This window comes from Halanaerocella petrolearia (genome assembly GCF_054657875.1).
Genome location: NZ_BAAHXW010000001.1, coordinates 515,815 through 533,413 on the forward strand (window position 1 = coordinate 515,815; position 17,599 = coordinate 533,413).

Annotated in this window: 17 protein-coding genes; all 17 read right to left on the reverse strand. The window is 34.6% G+C overall.

The features are described from left to right. Positions 1-28: 28 nt before the first annotated feature. Entirely contained in the window at positions 29-421 is a 393-nt protein-coding gene (locus tag ACYQ39_RS02635) for a cytidine deaminase (RefSeq protein ID WP_459840324.1), read from the reverse strand. Between the two features lie 38 nt (positions 422-459). Continuing rightward, positions 460-1,764: a pyrimidine-nucleoside phosphorylase gene (locus ACYQ39_RS02640; protein WP_459840325.1), complete on the reverse strand. Its 1,305-nt coding sequence runs from the start codon at positions 1,762-1,764 to the stop codon at positions 460-462. A 383-nt stretch (positions 1,765-2,147) separates the two neighbouring features. Further along, on the reverse strand, positions 2,148-4,118 hold the full coding sequence (gene tkt, locus ACYQ39_RS02645; protein ID WP_459840326.1) for a transketolase: 1,971 nt from the start codon (positions 4,116-4,118) through the stop codon (positions 2,148-2,150). Positions 4,119-4,180: 62 nt separating this feature from the next. Further along, a complete protein-coding gene (gene fsa, locus ACYQ39_RS02650; protein WP_459840327.1) occupies positions 4,181-4,831 on the reverse strand; it encodes a fructose-6-phosphate aldolase in 651 nt (216 codons plus the stop codon). Between the two features lie 35 nt (positions 4,832-4,866). Then, entirely contained in the window at positions 4,867-6,057 is a 1,191-nt protein-coding gene (locus ACYQ39_RS02655; protein ID WP_459840328.1) for a NupC/NupG family nucleoside CNT transporter, read from the reverse strand. A gap of 206 nt (positions 6,058-6,263) precedes the next feature. Then, positions 6,264-6,932 (reverse strand): deoxyribose-phosphate aldolase, encoded by a 669-nt coding sequence (gene deoC / locus ACYQ39_RS02660; RefSeq protein WP_459840329.1) that lies wholly within the window; start codon positions 6,930-6,932, stop codon positions 6,264-6,266. 33 nt (positions 6,933-6,965) lie between these two features. Next, the gene (locus ACYQ39_RS02665; protein ID WP_459840330.1) at positions 6,966-7,118 is read right to left on the reverse strand and encodes a XapX domain-containing protein; all 153 of its coding nucleotides are present in this window, start codon (positions 7,116-7,118) and stop codon (positions 6,966-6,968) included. 32 nt (positions 7,119-7,150) lie between these two features. Beyond that, positions 7,151-7,534: a cytidine deaminase gene (locus ACYQ39_RS02670; protein WP_459840331.1), complete on the reverse strand. Its 384-nt coding sequence runs from the start codon at positions 7,532-7,534 to the stop codon at positions 7,151-7,153. A 38-nt stretch (positions 7,535-7,572) separates the two neighbouring features. Beyond that, positions 7,573-8,877: a pyrimidine-nucleoside phosphorylase gene (locus ACYQ39_RS02675; RefSeq protein WP_459840332.1), complete on the reverse strand. Its 1,305-nt coding sequence runs from the start codon at positions 8,875-8,877 to the stop codon at positions 7,573-7,575. Positions 8,878-9,102: 225 nt separating this feature from the next. Next, a complete protein-coding gene (locus tag ACYQ39_RS02680) occupies positions 9,103-10,146 on the reverse strand; it encodes a porin family protein (protein ID WP_459840333.1) in 1,044 nt (347 codons plus the stop codon). A 288-nt stretch (positions 10,147-10,434) separates the two neighbouring features. Next, positions 10,435-11,328, reverse strand: a complete 894-nt coding sequence (gene thrB, locus ACYQ39_RS02685; RefSeq protein WP_459840334.1) for a homoserine kinase — start codon at positions 11,326-11,328, stop codon at positions 10,435-10,437. After that, positions 11,321-12,580 carry an aspartate kinase gene (locus tag ACYQ39_RS02690; RefSeq protein ID WP_459840335.1) on the reverse strand — a complete coding sequence of 420 codons (1,260 nt, stop codon included), beginning with the start codon at positions 12,578-12,580 and terminating at the stop codon, positions 11,321-11,323. The genes thrB and ACYQ39_RS02690 overlap by 8 nt, the downstream gene beginning before the upstream one ends. A gap of 25 nt (positions 12,581-12,605) precedes the next feature. Further along, a complete protein-coding gene (locus ACYQ39_RS02695) occupies positions 12,606-13,889 on the reverse strand; it encodes a homoserine dehydrogenase (protein ID WP_459840336.1) in 1,284 nt (427 codons plus the stop codon). 31 nt (positions 13,890-13,920) lie between these two features. Continuing rightward, a complete protein-coding gene (locus ACYQ39_RS02700) occupies positions 13,921-14,370 on the reverse strand; it encodes an ACT domain-containing protein (RefSeq protein ID WP_459840337.1) in 450 nt (149 codons plus the stop codon). A 178-nt stretch (positions 14,371-14,548) separates the two neighbouring features. Beyond that, complete coding sequence (ilvE, locus tag ACYQ39_RS02705) at positions 14,549-15,433, reverse strand: branched-chain-amino-acid transaminase (protein ID WP_459840338.1); 885 nt, start codon at positions 15,431-15,433, stop codon at positions 14,549-14,551. A gap of 122 nt (positions 15,434-15,555) precedes the next feature. Continuing rightward, entirely contained in the window at positions 15,556-15,870 is a 315-nt protein-coding gene (locus ACYQ39_RS02710; RefSeq protein WP_459840339.1) for an HU family DNA-binding protein, read from the reverse strand. 133 nt (positions 15,871-16,003) lie between these two features. Next, entirely contained in the window at positions 16,004-17,482 is a 1,479-nt protein-coding gene (spoIVA, locus tag ACYQ39_RS02715) for a stage IV sporulation protein A (RefSeq protein WP_459840340.1), read from the reverse strand. Positions 17,483-17,599 lie beyond the last annotated feature (117 nt).

A 17,599-nucleotide genomic window follows, 5' to 3' on the forward strand; every position in this document is an offset into this window, starting at 1 on the left:
TATTAAATTTAATATTTATTATTTTTTATTACTTATCAACTTCTTCTAAAGAAAAAGAACCCCATAATAATTCATTTATCTCTTTAACAATTGTATCTCCCTCTAAATTGGCCATAATCACTTCAATATCTGGGCCAAATTCACTAATTACCTGCCTACAAGCTCCACAAGGAGTTGCAGGTCTATCTGTATCAGTAACTACTACAAGTCTTTCAAAATCTTTCTTACCCTCAGAAATAGCCTTAAAAATAGCTGTTCTTTCTGCACAATTACTTAGACCATAGGAGGAATTCTCTACATTACAACCTGTATAAATATCTCCTTCAGCTGTTAATAAAGCAGCTCCTACCTTGAAGTTAGAATACGGAGCATAAGCTTGTTCTCGAGCCTTCCTAGCAGCTTCAATTAATTCTTCTCTCATCTTTAATCTCTCCTTTCAAAGAGTTTCAGATTTTAATATTAATCTATAATTTCATAAATTAATGGAGTTGTTTCAGGTTTATCAGTACCAATTTGATAAGCCGCTAATAACTTTTCTTTAGATTCTTTAAGCTGACTATCATCATTATAGTATAAGGTAGCTATCTTTTCACCTGATTCTACTTTAACACCTGCTTTTTTAGCCAACTCAACTCCAACTGCTAGATCGATCTCTGATTCTTTAGTCTCCCGACCAGCTCCTAATAATAGAGCACTTACTCCTATATCATGAGCCTCAATACTTTGGATATAACCTGATTGATCAGCTTTAATTTCTAACTTATGCTCAGCCTGTGGTAATAATTCTGGTTTATCTATTACTTCAGCCTGACCACCTTGATTAACTATCATCTCTTTTAACTTAGTTAAAGCAGTTCCATCAGCAAGTACTTCTTCTAACTTAGCTCTAGCCTCTTCTTGATTATCAGCTATCTCACCTAAAACTAACATCTGACTACCTAAAGTTAGACATAATTCTGTTAAGTCAGTTGGCCCTGCTCCTTGTAAAGTCTTAATTGCTTCTTCTACCTCTAAAGCATTACCTACTGCTAAACCTAGTGGTTGATCCATATTAGAGATGACTGCTCTTGTCTTGCGACCTACATTCTGACCAATATCTACCATAGTCTGGGCCAACTCTTTAGCCCCTTGATAATCTTTCATGAAAGCACCGCTACCAAATTTAACATCTAAAGTAATAGCATCTGCTCCAGAAGCTATCTTCTTACTCATAATACTACTAGCAATCAAGGGAATCGAATCAACAGTAGCAGTTACATCACGTAGAGCATATAATTTCTTATCAGCTGGGGCCAAATCACCTGTCTGCCCTGCTACAGCTAATCCTTTTTCATTGACACTATCAATAAATTTATCCTGTGGTAAGGCAGTATTAAATCCAGTAATAGACTCTAATTTATCAATTGTACCACCAGTATGACCTAAACCACGACCTGACATCTTAGCTACTGGTGCTCCACAAGCAGCAACTAAAGGAGCTAACACTAGAGTAGTTGTATCTCCTACTCCACCTGTACTATGTTTATCAACTTTAATACCTTGAATCCTGCTTAAATCAATTGTATCTCCAGACTGGACCATAATCTCAGTCAAATTAGCTGTCTCTTCTTTATCTAATCCTTGAAAAAAGACAGCCATTGCCCAAGCCGACATCTGATAATCAGGAATCTTCTCTCGGGTATAACCATCAATCAAAAATGATAATTCATCAGTAGTAAGTTTAGCCCCTTGTCTCTTTTTTTCAATAATATCGTAAGCTCTCATTTAATCAACCCCTCCTAGTTTGACTTTATAATCACTTACTATCATACCCTAAGCTATGATTACTTATTATCAGACCCTAAGTTGCCAATTATTAATAATTAATCAAAAACTATAAGCCACTTGATATATTATCATAATCTATCATTAAATTTAAGATAATTTTTTGATATTTTACCATCAATATTGAAATAATCCATAGATTTATAAGTCGCCTAATATCTTATAATGATATTTTATAATTATATGTTATATATTACCATATTATAATATTCATCTTTCTAAATTATGTGTTTTTGATCTTTATTTTAATATTAACTATTATTCTTCAAAAAATAAAAAATGGACTAAGAATAAATTCCTAGTCCATACTATAAAAATTTAACTTATAACTTATTTAAGATATCTTCAGCAATCTTTTGAGCTACAAAACCAAACTTCTTACCAACTTCTAAACCTGGTCCACTAGCTCCATATTCCTCTACACTAACTAAATGAGATTTTTCATTTAACAACTGATACCAGCCTTGACCTACTCCAGCCTCTAGAGCTACTCTAAAAGTATCTTCTCCTAGTACTTCTTGAATATATTCTTGACCTTGTTCTACAAACCTATCTCGCTCTGGAATAGATACAACTCTAGTAGCTTTCTCCTCTGCTCTTAATAATTCAGCTACTTCACTAGCTAAGGAGACTTCACTTCCACTAGCCATTAATGTTATATCAGCTTCTGCTGTTGCTTCTATTACATAACCACCTTTATAAGCACCAGCTACTCCGTTATCTTTGGTTAGATGAGGTAAGTTCTGCCTTGTTAGTACTAAAGCAGTTGGCCCATTAGTTCGTTCCATTGCTTGTAACCAAGCAGCTTTGGTCTCTTCTCCATCAGCTGGCCTAATTACTTCTAAATTAGGGATTAAGCGTAATGATTCTACCTGTTCTACTGGCTGATGAGTTGGCCCATCTTCACCAATATAAATAGAGTCATGAGTAAAGACATAAGTAATTGGTTGGCCCATTAAAGCTGCCATTCTAATTGCTGGTCGCAGATAATCAGAGAAGACTAAGAAAGTAGCTACAAATGGTCTCAGTCCTTGGTGAAGAGAGATACCATTGGCAATAGCTCCCATAGCATGCTCTCTTACTCCAAATCGGAAGTTACGACCACTAAAGTTACCTTTTTGAATCTCACCATATTTATTAAGATATGTTTTATTAGATGGAGCTAAATCTGCTGAACCACCTACTAAATAAGGTACTTGATCAGCAATCTTTCGTAATGTAGCTCCTGAAGCCTTACGAGTAGCAATTGGCGTCTCAATCTCTAACTTATCTATAACTTCTCTTAAATTAGCTGGTAACTCTAGATTATCTCCTGCATCCCATCTTCGTTTTAAACTAGGATTAGCCTTGGCCCACTCTTCAAATTTCTCTTCCCAGCTTTGACGTTTTTCTTTAAGCTCTTCTTTACGCTGATTAAAGAATTCTTTAACTTTATCTGACACATAAAACTTCTTATCAACTGGTAATCCAAACTCTTCTTTTAATCCTTTAATTTCCTCTTCTCCTAATGGAGCTCCATGAGCTGAACTACTATCTTGTTTGGTAGGTGCTCCATAAGCAATATGAGTCTTAGCAACTATCAATGTTGGCTTATCTTCTACTTCTTTCCCCTCAACAATTGCTTCTTTTAAAGATGAAATATCATGTCCATCAGTTACTTCAACTACATGCCAATCATAAGACTTAAATCTATCAGGTACTGATTCAGTGAAAGTAATATCTGTATTACCACCAATAGAAATGGAATTATCATCATAAATAGCTATTAATTTTCCTAATCCTAAATGACCTGCTAAAGAAGCAGCTTCTGCTACTACACCTTCCATCATACAACCATCACCTAATAAAGTATATGTATAGTGGTCTATAATCTGATGCTTATCTGTATTATATCTATCAGCCAACATTCTCTCTGCTGCTGCCATTCCTACTGCATTAGCAAATCCTTGTCCTAAAGGACCAGTAGTAGTCTCTATTCCTGGTGTATGACTATACTCTGGATGACCTGGCGTTTTAGAATCTAACTGTCTAAACTCTTTTAAATCATCTAAAGATAGATCATAACCAGATAAATGTAATAAAGAATAGAGTAACATTGAACCATGGCCAGCTGATAGAATAAATCTATCTCTATTAGGCCATTTAGGAGCTACTGGATCATAATCCATTACTTCACCATATAATAATGCTCCTATATCTGCACAGCCAATAGGCAGTCCTGGATGTCCAGATCCTGCCTGTTCTACACCATCGGCTGATAATCCTCTAACTATGTTTGCTACATCCTTTAACAAGAAAATCACTCCTTTATGTATTAACTAGAGGCTCCTATTTAAGAAGCCTCTAGAACTAGTAATTATTGATTTTTTACTTCTTCCCAGTCAGACAAGAATCTTTCTAAACCAAGATCAGTTAATGGATGTTCAGACATCTTCTTAATTACACTAGATGGTATAGTAGCAATATCTGCTCCTATCAGTGCCGTTTCTTTTACATGTCGTGGACTTCTGATACTAGCAGTTATAATCTCACTATCTAAATTATAGTTAGTTAAAATCTGATTAATCTCTTCAATTAATTTCATTCCATCATGGGCTCTATCATCTAACCGACCAACAAAAGGACTAACATAACTTGCTCCTGCCTTAGCCGCTAATAATGCTTGGTTAGCTGAAAAGACTAAAGTAACATTAGTATTTATTCCTTCACTTTCTAAAGTATTAACTGCTTTTAATCCTTCTTCTGTCATTGGAATCTTAACTGCTACATTAGAAGCTAAATCTGCTAGTTCTCTTGCTTCTGCAATCATTCCTTCAGTATCTGTACTGATAACTTCAGCACTTACCGGTCCATCTACTAACTCACAAATCTCTTTAATTCTAGTATGAAAATCAACATCTCCTTCTCTAGCCACTAAAGTAGGGTTAGTTGTTACTCCATCAACTACACCAAGTTTAGCCGCTTCTTTAATCTCATCTAAATTAGCAGTATCAAGAAAAAACTTCATCTTATCACTCCCTAAAATTTAATAAAAAATTATTACTACATTAAAAGTCCGGCAATTGTAGCAGTCATATATGTTGCTAACGATCCTCCAATTAATGCTCTAATACCTAACGCTGCAATTTCTCCTCTTCTTTCTTCAGCTAAACTACCAATTCCTCCTACCTGAATAGCTATAGAAGATAAGTTAGAGAATCCACATAAAGCAAATGTTGCTATCATTTCTGACTTAGCAGATAAAGTACCTTCTTTAATCATTTCTGATAAGCTAGAATAAGCTACAAATTCGTTAATTGCCATCTTTTGGCCTAATAAGCTTCCTACTTCTTGAATCTCAGCTACTGGAACTCCCATTAAGAAAGATAATGGAGCAAAAATATAGCCTAAAATCTGCTCTAAACTAGTACCTAAGAAACTTAATGGATAATTAATTAATGCAATCAATGATACAAATGCTAATAACATAGCTGCTACATTTAGGGCTAACTGTAGACCTTCACTTGCTCCTTCTGCTGCTGCATCAATAACATTAGTATTATCAATATCTAAATTAACTTCCACGTCACCGGAAGTAACTGATTCTTTAGTCTCAGGAACAATAATTTTAGCCATTACTAAAGCTGCTGGAGCAGACATAATACTAGCTGCCAATAGATAACCAGCATCAATACCCATACCAATATAACCAGCCATTACTCCACCTGCTACAGTAGCCATACCACCAGTCATTAAAGCCATAATCTCAGAGCGAGTCATATCTGGTACATATCGTTTAACTACTAGAGGAGCCTCAGTCTGACCAACAAAAACATTTGCTGCAGCTGATAAAGACTCTGCACCACTTAAGTCCATTGTCTTCTTCATAATCTTAGCCATAACTCTTACTACTTTCTGGACAATACCTAAATAGTATAAAACAGACATTAGAGATGAGAAGAAGATAATTGTTGGAATTACAGATAATGCAAAACTAAATCCAGTATCCATTAATGAACCAAATAGAAAGTCAGCACCATCAGTAGAGAAACTTAAAATCTTAGCTACACCATCACTTAATTTCTCAAATGCCATCTTTCCTACTGGTAGCTTTAGAATAATAAAAGCAAAGGTTAATTGTAACAATAGTCCCCCAATAATAGGATGATAATCGATCTCTTTTCTATTCTCTGAAACAGCAAAAGCAATTCCTAGTAAAGCAAACATTCCAATAATTCCGATAAATTTAGACATATTAATAGCCTCCCTTTTATATATAATTTCTATACAGAGGCTTATTAATAGTTATTGATTATTAGATATCCCCTTATTAAATCTAGTAAATTATTTATTAGAAATAAAATATTGAACAATAACTATTATGTTATAGGATACCTAATAGAAATAGAAAGTTTATTAAGCCAAAAATAACTAAAGTTTATAAAATCAAGTGCATATATTTAATAATTACTTGTAACTTCTTGTCCACTTATAATCTTTACACCTGAACTAGCACCAATTCTAGTAGCTCCAGCTTCAATCATTCTAATAGCTGTTTCTTTATCTCTGATTCCACCAGAAGCTTTCACTCCTAAATCATCTCCTACTACTTCTCGCATTAACTTAACATCACTTATAGTAGCTCCATTAGTACCAAAACCAGTAGAAGTCTTAACAAAATCTGCTCCTGCTTCTTGAGCAATCTGGCAGGCTTTTTTCTTCTCTTGATCAGTTAAATAACAAGTCTCAATAATAACTTTAGTTAGAGCTTGACCTGTTGCTTCAACAACAGCTACAATATCTTCTTTAACTAAATCCCAGTCACCTGACTTTAAGGCACCTATATTAATTACCATATCAATCTCTTGGGCTCCATTATCAACTGCTTCTTTAGCTTCTAAAGCCTTTATTTGAGAAGTTGTACTACCTAATGGAAATCCAATTACTGTACAAACCTTAGCTTCACTTTCTTGTAACTCTTCTTTAGCTACAGGAACATAGCTAGGGTTAATACATACAGAAGCAAAGTTATATTCTAATGCTTCCCGACATTTCTCTTTTACATCTTCAGCTGTTGTATCAGCTCCTAAAATAGTATGATCAATAAACTCTGCTAACTTATTATCCATCATTTCACCTCTGAAATATTTATTATTTAGCCTTTAAAAAGCTTGAATTAGTATAAATCCTAGATAAATACCTACTATCCCCATTACTCCTGCTAATGCTGGAGGTGCTGGTATTGGTAACTTTAAAATAGAAAATAGAGATCCAACTGCCATACCTGATAATGTTGACACTAGAACATCTTTCATATCTCTTCCTCCTTAACTATCTCAAATAAAAATTATTCTGTTAGTGAAAATGCCCCCCACAATAGTTCGTTTATATCTCTAGTAATTACATCACCATCTAAATTGGCCATAATTACTTCAATATCTGGGCCAAATTCACTAATTACCTGCCGACAAGCTCCACAAGGAGTTGCAGGTTGATCTGTATCTGTTACTACAGCTAGTGCTTTAAAATCCTGCTTACCTTCAGAAACAGCCTTAAAGATAGCTGTTCTTTCTGCACAATTAGCTAAACCATAAGATGAGTTCTCTACGTTACAACCTGTATAAATATCTCCTTCTGCTGTCAATAAAGCCGCCCCTACCTTAAATTCAGAATAAGGTACATAAGCATTCTTACGAACTTTTCTAGCAGCTTCTATTAATTCTTCTCTCATCTTTAATCTCTCCTTTCAAAGAGTTTCAGATTTTTATATTAATCTATAATTTCATAAATTAATGGAGTTGTTTCAGGTTTATCAGTACCAATTTGATAAGCAGTCAATAGCTTTTCTTTAGCCTCTTTAAGTTGCTCATCATCATTGTAGTATAAAGTAGCAATTTTATCACCTGACTCTACTTTATCGCCTCTCTTTTTAGCCAATTTAACTCCTACTGCTAAATCAATCTCTGATTCTTTAGTCTCTCGACCTGCTCCTAATGATAGAGCACTTACTCCTACATCTTGGGCCTCAATTCGTTGAATATAACCTGATTCTGGAGCTGTAACTTCTAATTTATGCTCAGCCTGTGGTAATAACTCTAAATCATCTATTACTTCAGCCTGACCACCTTGATTAGCTATCATCTCTTTTAGTTTAGCTAAAGCAGTTCCATCAGCAAGTACTTCTTCTAACTTAACTCTAGCCTCTTCTTGGTTATCAGCTATTTCACCTAAAACTAGCATCTGACTACCTAAAGTCAAACATAACTCTGTTAAGTCAGTTGGCCCTGCTCCTTGTAAAGTCTTGATTGCCTCTTCTACCTCTAAAGCATTACCTACTGCTAAACCTAATGGCTGATCCATATCAGAGATAACTGCTCTTGTCTTCCGACCTACATTCTTTCCAATTTGAACCATAGTCTGGGCCAACTCTTTAGCCCCTTGATAATCTTTCATGAAAGCACCACTACCAACTTTAACATCTAAAGTAATAGCATCTGCTCCAGAAGCTATCTTCTTACTCATAATACTACTAGCAATCAACGGAATCGAATCAACAGTAGCAGTTACATCACGTAGAGCATATAATTTCTTATCAGCTGGGGCCAAATCACCTGTCTGCCCTGCTACAGCTAATCCTTTTTCATTGACGCTATCAATAAATTTATCTTGTGGTAAGGCAGTATTGAATCCAGTAATAGACTCTAACTTATCAATTGTTCCACCAGTATGACCTAGACCACGACCTGACATCTTAGCTACTGGTGCTCCACAAGCAGCAACTAAAGGAGCTAACACTAGAGTAGTTGTATCGCCTACTCCACCTGTACTATGCTTATCAACCTTAACACCTTGAATAGCACTTAAATCAATTGTATCACCTGATTGAGCCATGATCTCAGTTAAATTAGCTGTCTCTTCTTTATCTAATCCTTGAAAGAAGACAGCCATTGCCCAAGCTGACATCTGATAGTCAGGAATCTCTCCTTGGGTATATCCATCAATTAAGAAGTTTAGCTCTTCTTCAGTTAATTTTTTACCCTCTCTTTTCTTGGCAATAATATCATAAGCTCGCATATTACTACTAACCCCTCCTTTTATAGATCAAGTATCATTTATAATTGGAACCAAATAATACATTTTTAAATAACTTATACTACTTTAATCAATATACACTTGTAAGTCGTCTGACATCTTACATTATAATATGCTTAACCAGTTTTGTCAAGAACCACGTTTAAATATTCAAACAATTTAAACATAAAAAAACTGGACGAAGTATAACTTCGTCCAGTTACTAAATTAAAAGTTAAAGGTACCAGATAGATTAACATATTTATCAGAGTCAGCAGCTAAATTAAAGTCTACAAATGGTAGATTCAAACCAATACCACCAGTATAGACACTATCTTGGCTACCCTGCTGATAAGTTCCTAATCGTAAAGAAAAAGCTCCTAAAGTGCCTTCAAGACCAAGGCGTTTAATATTTTCTCCTCTCTCAGGCATTTCTAAATCAGCTGCTACACGAGCTGAAAAGACCTCTATTAGTGGAAACTTAAAGTTGGCCCCTACTCCTAAAGTAGTAGTTCTATCTAAAACCTCTGTTTTGTCAGATAGGTCTATAGTATTAATTGCATTTTTTACTGTAGCTCCAGCTTTCACATTAACTATATCAGTATCAGTTAATGTAGCTAAAGCACCTACATCAGCTCCAAATCCTTCTTTTGTCTCTTTATCAAAAGTTGTAGTTAAATTCCTAGAATCATCTACTGTTGTTACAGCTACATCATGTCTAGCAGACAGTAACTTTCCAGTAGCTCCAACTGATAAAGCACCTATTAAAGGAGGATCTATAACTTTAGTTCCAAAGCCTAATAGACCTTGTCCTACTAAAGTATTAGTTGCTGTCCCTTCTGGTACTTTATAACCCTCTTTAACATTTTTTTCCTGACCAGAAAAGTGAAAGTCATCATTGACAATTCCTCCTATAGCAAATTTACCTAGATTAACGTTAGCCATACCATTTAAATTAGCATTAACATCTTTAGGTAACTCTAAATCCTTTAATTCTTTAGCAGAAGGTTTGCTCTTTACTTTATCAATGAAATCAGCTACCTCACTAATATCATCATCAATTTTACCACCTAAACTAGCTTGTAAACCGATTAAATTAGTCTGAGTCAAACCAGCTGGATTCCAGTATAAGGCACTAGCATCATCTGCTACTGCTGTAAAAGCCCCTCCCATTCCATAGGATTTAGCTCCTAACTTATTGGCTGCAGATACTGGATTAATCATTACTGTTACTAATAAAATAGCTACTAATAGAGAATAAAATTTCTTCACTTTATTGCCTCCTTATTATCTATAATTGCTTTCTATTTATAGACTTCAACACTTTATATACAATTCCTTTTTTTATTTATAGTACACTTATTTTCTTAAATTTACTGTGTGCGCCAACACATTATATTAGTTTATAATTTACAGTTTATAGTGTACAGTTAAATTCCTTACAAGTTCCAACAGAAAATTTTCGTAATACACTCACTCCTCACACTGACACTAAATATGTACAAATAGAAAAACTCCTTTAGAAACTGGGTTATTTCCAGCTACTAAAGGAGTTATAAGTTAATAAATAGTTACTCCTTGATTAGTCGGAGTTGTAACTAAATAATCTGCTGCAATATCCTGCTCAGCAAATATTGAAACCATCTGCTTACCTATCTTCTCTACTTCTATCTGCTCTAAAGTAAGGGCTACTATAGTTGGCCCTGAACCACTCAAAACTACTCCTAGTGCTTCTTCTCCAACTTCTGTAACAATTTCTTTAAATCCAGGAATAATTTCTTGTCGATAAGGCTGATGTAATCTATCCTCTAATGCCTTACCAACTAATTCATAGTCTCTATTCAATAATCCAGTAATCAATAATGCCGTATGACTTACATTAAAAATGGCATCTTCAAACTTTACACTATCAGGCAAAACTTCTCGTGATTCAACTGTTGATACCTGATAGTTAGGAATACAGACTACAGCCTGTATTTTAGGAGCATCTATCTTCTCATACATTACATCTCCATCTTGTAAATTAGAAACAACAACTCCTCCTAATAAAGCTGGAGCTACATTATCAGGATGTCCTTCTAGCTCTGTTGCTAAATTAAGTAACTCAGCAGTTGATAACTTCTCTCCTACTAATTTATTAGCAGCTACTACACCACCTACTATTGCTGCAGCACTACTTCCTAACCCTCTAGCCAAAGGTATTTTATTAACCAACTTTAAGTAAATTCCTGTCGGCTGATAATTAACCTGTTTAAATACTTTATCCATTGCTTGATAGACTAGATTACTCTCATCAGTCGGTAGTTTTTCTTGACCATATCCTGTTACTTCGATCTGTAAGCCTTCTTCTATCTCTTTTATCTCTAGTTGATTATACAGATCCAGGGCCAACCCTAATGTATCAAAACCAGGTCCTAAATTGGCAGTAGTAGCTGGCACCTGTATTCTAAGCATTTTGATCACTTATACTAGCCAACTCAAACTGGTCATGAATAGCTTGTACAGCATCATCAGCTTGATCTTTATCTAATAAGCAAGATATCTTAATCTCTGATGTACTAATCATCTCAATATTAATCTCTTCTTCGGCTAAAGAATTAAACATCTTAGCAGCTACACCAGAATTAGTTACCATTCCTGCTCCTACAATAGATACCTTAGCTACATCTTTATCAATAATTAACTTCTTATAATCTAATTCATCTCTAAGTTCTGTTAAAATATCTTTAGCTTGATTTAAATCATCTTCTTCAATAGTAAAGGTAATATCATTGACATCAACATCATTATTAATATCATTTACATCACTATAGTGTAGATTCTGAATAATCATATCTACATTAATACCTTGCTCTCCTAACTTACTAAAGATTTCCGAAGCTACTCCCGGTTCATCAGGCACTCCAACTACCGATAATTTAACTTCATCTTGATTACAAGTTACTCCGCTAACTACATTACTCTTTTCCAATTCTCCTACCTCCTTAATATAAGTTCCTGGACTACAATAAAAACTTGACTTAACTGCTAACTTAATATCATATTCTTTGGCAATCTCTACTGATCTTGGATGTAAGACATCAGCTCCCAAACTAGCTAGTTCTAACATCTCTTCATAGGATACTTCTGGTAGTTTACAAGCTTCTTCTACAACTCTTGGATCAGTAGTATAAACTCCATCTACATCAGTATAAATTTCACAAACATCAGCTTCTAAAGCTGTAGCTACAGCTACTGCTGTTGTATCTGAACCGCCACGGCCTAAGGTAGTAATATCATTATTAACTGTTACCCCTTGAAAACCAGCAACAATGACAATCTTATCCTGACTCAACTCTTCTTCTAAACGCTCAGACTCAATATCTAAAATTTGGGCTTTACTATGCAGATCATCAGTAATAATTCCCACTTGTGAACCAGTTAAAGAAACAACATCCTCACCTAACTCATTAATGGCCATAGCCAATAAAGCTACTGAGACCTGCTCGCCAGTAGAAACTAACATATCATATTCACGTCTAGGTGGTGTCTCTGTGATCTGATTAGCCAATTCAATCAATTCGTCTGTCTGATCTCCCATAGCTGATACTACAGATACTACCTGATTACCTGCTTTTTTTCTCTTTACAATTCTTTCTGCTACACGCTTAATCTTATCTACATTAGCAACTGAACTTCCACCATACTTTTGTACAACTAATCCCATCTTACTTTATCCTCCCTTATTAGCCTTATTCTTCTACTCTGATTAAATTAGCTACTTCTCTTACCTCATCTAAAGCTTTGATCTCTTCTAGAGCAGCAGTTAAATCTCCTTCTTTAACTTTATGAGTGACTAATACCAATGGTACTGCCTCTTCTACACTTCTACCTTTTTGAATCACTGATTCAAGACTGACATTATATTCTCCTAATAAGCCAGTAATCTTGCCTAGTACTCCTGGCTTATCCCAGACATTCAAGCGTAGATAGAAACTAGTATCTGTCTCATCCTGTGCCTTAAATTCTTTATCTTCAAAGCAAGTACAAGGAATTCTACCTTGGGCATCAAAATCAATATTTCGAGCTGCAGAAATAATATCACCGACTACTGCACTACCAGTTGGCATCTGTCCTGCTCCTGGACCATAAAACATTACTTCTCCAATAGCATCACCTTCTACAAAGACAGCATTGAATACATCATTAACCGAAGCTAAAGGGTGACTGGCAGGAATTAAAGTAGGGTGTACTCTAACTTCTACTCCATCTTCTTCTTTACCAATAGCCAACAATTTTATTTTATAACCTAACTCCTTAGCATAAGAGATATCTTCTTCTGTAATATCAGTAATTCCTTCTACATAAACTTGGTCTATATCAACTCGTGATTCAAAACCAATAGAAGCTAAGATAGCCAATTTATAAGCAGCATCATAGCCCTCTATATCAGAAGTAGGATCTGCCTCAGCATAACCTAGTTCCTGCGCTTGCTCTAGTACCTCTTTAAATTCTGCTCCTTCTTGATCCATTTTTGTTAGGATATAATTAGTAGTTCCATTTACAATTCCCATAATTTTAGTTACTTTATTACCTGCTAAATCCTCTTTTAAAGGACTAATGATAGGAATTCCACCTCCTACGCTGGCCTCAAAGTAAATATCAACTCCATTTTCATCAGCAGCACTTAATATTTCATTACCATGTTTAGCAATTAATTCTTTATTAGCTGTAATTACACTACGACCACTTTCTAAAGATCTTAAAACAAACTCTTTAGCAGGATGTACCCCTCCAATCAATTCAGCGACAATCTCTATCTCAGGGTCATTGAGTATATCCTCAAAATCATCTGTCAATAACTGTTGCTCCACTTTAACAGGTAGTTCCTTGCTTGTATCCTTTACCAATACCTTATTGACTGTTAATTTTGCACCAGCTTTATTTGCAATACTTTCTTCATTATCTTGTAGAATCTTATAAACACCAGAACCAACAGTTCCGCAACCTAACAAACCTACTTTAATCTCCTCCATACTATTCTCCTCCTTATTTTAATTCGACCTTTTATTCTCCTTTAAAACTCTGGGTAATCACTTCTGTCTTCTTAATACCTTCTATCTCTTTTAATTTCTCTAATAACCCTTCTAAGGTTATAGATAATTCATTAACCTCCATAGTCAAAGTAATATGTGCTACATCAGCTAAAGGTAAGTCCTGATTAATAGTTAAAATATTACCTTGGTACTGAGCAATCTTGGTTAATACTTGAGATAAAATTCCTGCTCTATCCATAGCTAATAAAGATAAAGTAACTAACTCCTGCTGTTTCTCTTCATCAAAAGAAAAAATACAGTCCTTATATCTATAATAAGCACTTCTACTTAAACCTACTCGTTTGACTGCTTCTTTTATCTGTCTCTCTTCACCAGATGCTAACAATTTTTTAACCTGTACCGTCTTCTTCATAGCTTCTGATAGGGCCTGCTCAGCTACAATATAAAACTTTTCTTCCATATCTATCTAACCACCTTTAATTAGCATTACACCAGTATATGTACCGATATTTAACACACTTGTTTCTTAAAGCTGAACATTTACCTTAAATTATAACACCATTAAGTATAAGATACAAGAAAAAATATCATTTTTTAAAGTAAAAGCACAACCTTAATAGGTTGCGCTTCACTAAAATCTATTCTTGATAAATAGGAGTTCCAGTTGTATTGGCCCGTTCTCTAAATTCCTCAATCAATTGTTGAGTATATTCTCCTGGCTGACCATCCGCAATCTCTCGACCATCTATTTCAATTACAGGAATTACTTCTGCTGCTGTACCTGTTAAGAAACATTCATCTGCAGTATATAGGTCATGGCGAGTAAAGACTTCTTCTGCTACCTCTAAATCTAATTCAGGGGCAACATCTAAGACTACTCCTCGTTTAATTCCTTTTAAAGCACCTATATATGTAGGTGGAGTAATTAACTTACCGTCTTTAATAATGAAAATATTATCTCCTGTACATTCAGCTACATAGCCTTCATTATTTAACATAATTGCCTCTAGAACTCCAGCTCGATTAGCTTCAATCTTAGCTAAAATATTATTTAAGTAATTTAATGACTTAATTCGTGGATTTAAAGCTTCAGGAATATTCCTTCTTGTTGGCACAGTAGCTACCTCTAATCCATTTTCATAAAACTCCTCTGGATAAAGAGTAATATCACTAGCAATGATAATTACTGTTGCCTTATCACAATTTTGAGGGTCCAACCCTAAATCTCCTATTCCACGTGTAACAACTAATCTAATATATGCATCTTCTAATTCATTGGCCCGAACTGTCTTTAATACTGCCTCTCGCATCTCATCTTTAGACATTGGAATATCTAACAGAATAGCTTTAGCAGACTCATACAACCTATCTAAGTGTTCTTCAAAACGAAAAATACGACTATTATATGCTCTAATACCTTCAAAGATACCATCACCATATAACAGTCCATGGTCAAAAACTGATACATTAGCTGCTCCCTTATCTACTAATTCTCCATCTAAAAAAATCTTCTGACTACTCATCCTACTCCCACCTTCCATTTCAATTATTATTTACTATTATAATTAAAATTTCTTCTTTTTTCAAATTTTAATTAATAATAAAAGACAGGAAGAAGATCTCCCTGCCCATTAAAAATTAACTATTATTTTACATTTACTTCTTCTTTAAGTGACTTTCCTGCTTTAAATGCTGGTACAGTTCGAGCAGGAATCTCCATTTCTTCACCTGTTTGAGGATTACGACCAGTTCTAGCACTACGATCTCTAACTTCAAAACCACCAAATCCAATAAACTGAATCTTAGATCTCTCTTCAGCAGGCTTAGTAGCCTCTTCTTTTAAATTATTAGCAATTACATCTAATAATGCATTAACTGTCTCCTTCGTATCCTTCTTAGTAAGTCCTGTTTTGTTAGCAACCTGATCTACTAGATCAGTTTTTGTAATATTACTTGCCATTCTAATCAACCTCCTATTTAATAATATTTCCTTGCTGATAATTATTATGCCACAGTTAAACTTCTTGATATCATTTATTTCTCCTTCTTTTTTCAAAAAAAATAAAAGCCGGTCTATAAGACCGGTACTTTGATTAGAGTATAATACAGATTAGACCACCACTTCCCTCATTTACAATTTTCTCTAAAGTATCTCTAAGTTTCTCTTGGGCATTGACTGGCATACGATATAATTTGTTATTAATACCATCTTTAACTAATTCATGTAATGATCTACCTAAAAAGTCTGAGTCCCAAACTGCTTGTGGGTTTTCCTCAAATTCAGTTTCGAAGAAATGAATTAATTCTTCACACTGTTTTTCAGTACCAACCACAGGAGAAACTTCAGTCTCAATATCTGCTCTAACTAAATGAATAGAAGGAGCAGCAGCTCTTAATTTTACTCCAAAATGGCCACCACGTTTTATCTTTTCTGGCTCATCAAAGATCATATCTTCTAAATCAGGAGTTACAATTCCATAACCTCGTTCTTTGACTTCATCTAAAGCATCTGCTATTCGATCATACTCTTCTTTAGCAACACTCAAATCTTTAATGAGACTAAATAACTCTCTCTCATCTCCAACTTCTAAACCAGTCTCTTCTTCTAATACTTCAAAAAACAGATCTCCTTCTAAAGTAAAATCTAAATCGGCTATTCCGCTACCTAAATCAAGATCATTAATATTTACTCGTTTAGAATGATTACTATCAGTTAAATTGTTAGAAAGATTATCAATATCTCTTATGCTGTAGACATTATTAACAGCTTGATTGATATTTTGGTCTAGATCCTGACTTAACCAGTGTTCAGTAGCCAACTCATCTGTCCAAAGTGGTAGGTTGATATTAATCTCCCGTAGAGGAAATTCATATAATACCTCTTGCAACAGATAGGTAATATCATTAGAATCTAATTTACTACAATTAACAGGAATAACTCGTCTATTATACTTTTCTTCTAATTCTTCTGCTAACTCTTTAGTCTCTCTACTTTCTGGATGGGCTGAGTTAAGAGTAATAATAAATGGTTTTCCTAATTGATCTAATTCTTCTATTACTCTTTCTTCAGCCTCTATATAATTCTCACGTGGCAACTCTGTAACTGAACCATCAGTAGTTACTACTAGTCCTATTGTGGAATGGTCTTTAATTACTTTAGCTGTTCCTAGCTCAGCCGCTTTTTCAAAAGCAATAGGCTCTTCATACCAAGGAGTAGTTACCATTCTAGGACCTTCGTTTTCTTCATATCCTAAAGCGCCACCTACTTTATAGCCTACACAATCAACTAATCTAACATTTAAATCAATATTATCATCTAAATTAATCTTTGTCGCCTGATTAGGCACAAACTTAGGTTCAGTTGTGGTAATCCTTCGCCCTTCACCACTCTGAGGTAATTCATCTTGCGCACGTTCTTTGCTATTTTCATCATCAATATTTGGTAACACCAACAGATCCATAAACTTTTTAATAAAAGTAGATTTTCCTGTTCTTACCGGGCCAACTACTCCTATATAGATATCGCCATTTGTTCTAGTAGCAATATCTTGATAGATATTAAACGATTCCATATTTGCCCCTCCCTCAATTCTTCTGCATTGAAATATCACTATATATATATGACCGACAGCTTAGAATATTCCTTTAGCAAGAAAATAACAGAAAAGAAAGGAGAGAATTAAATAAAA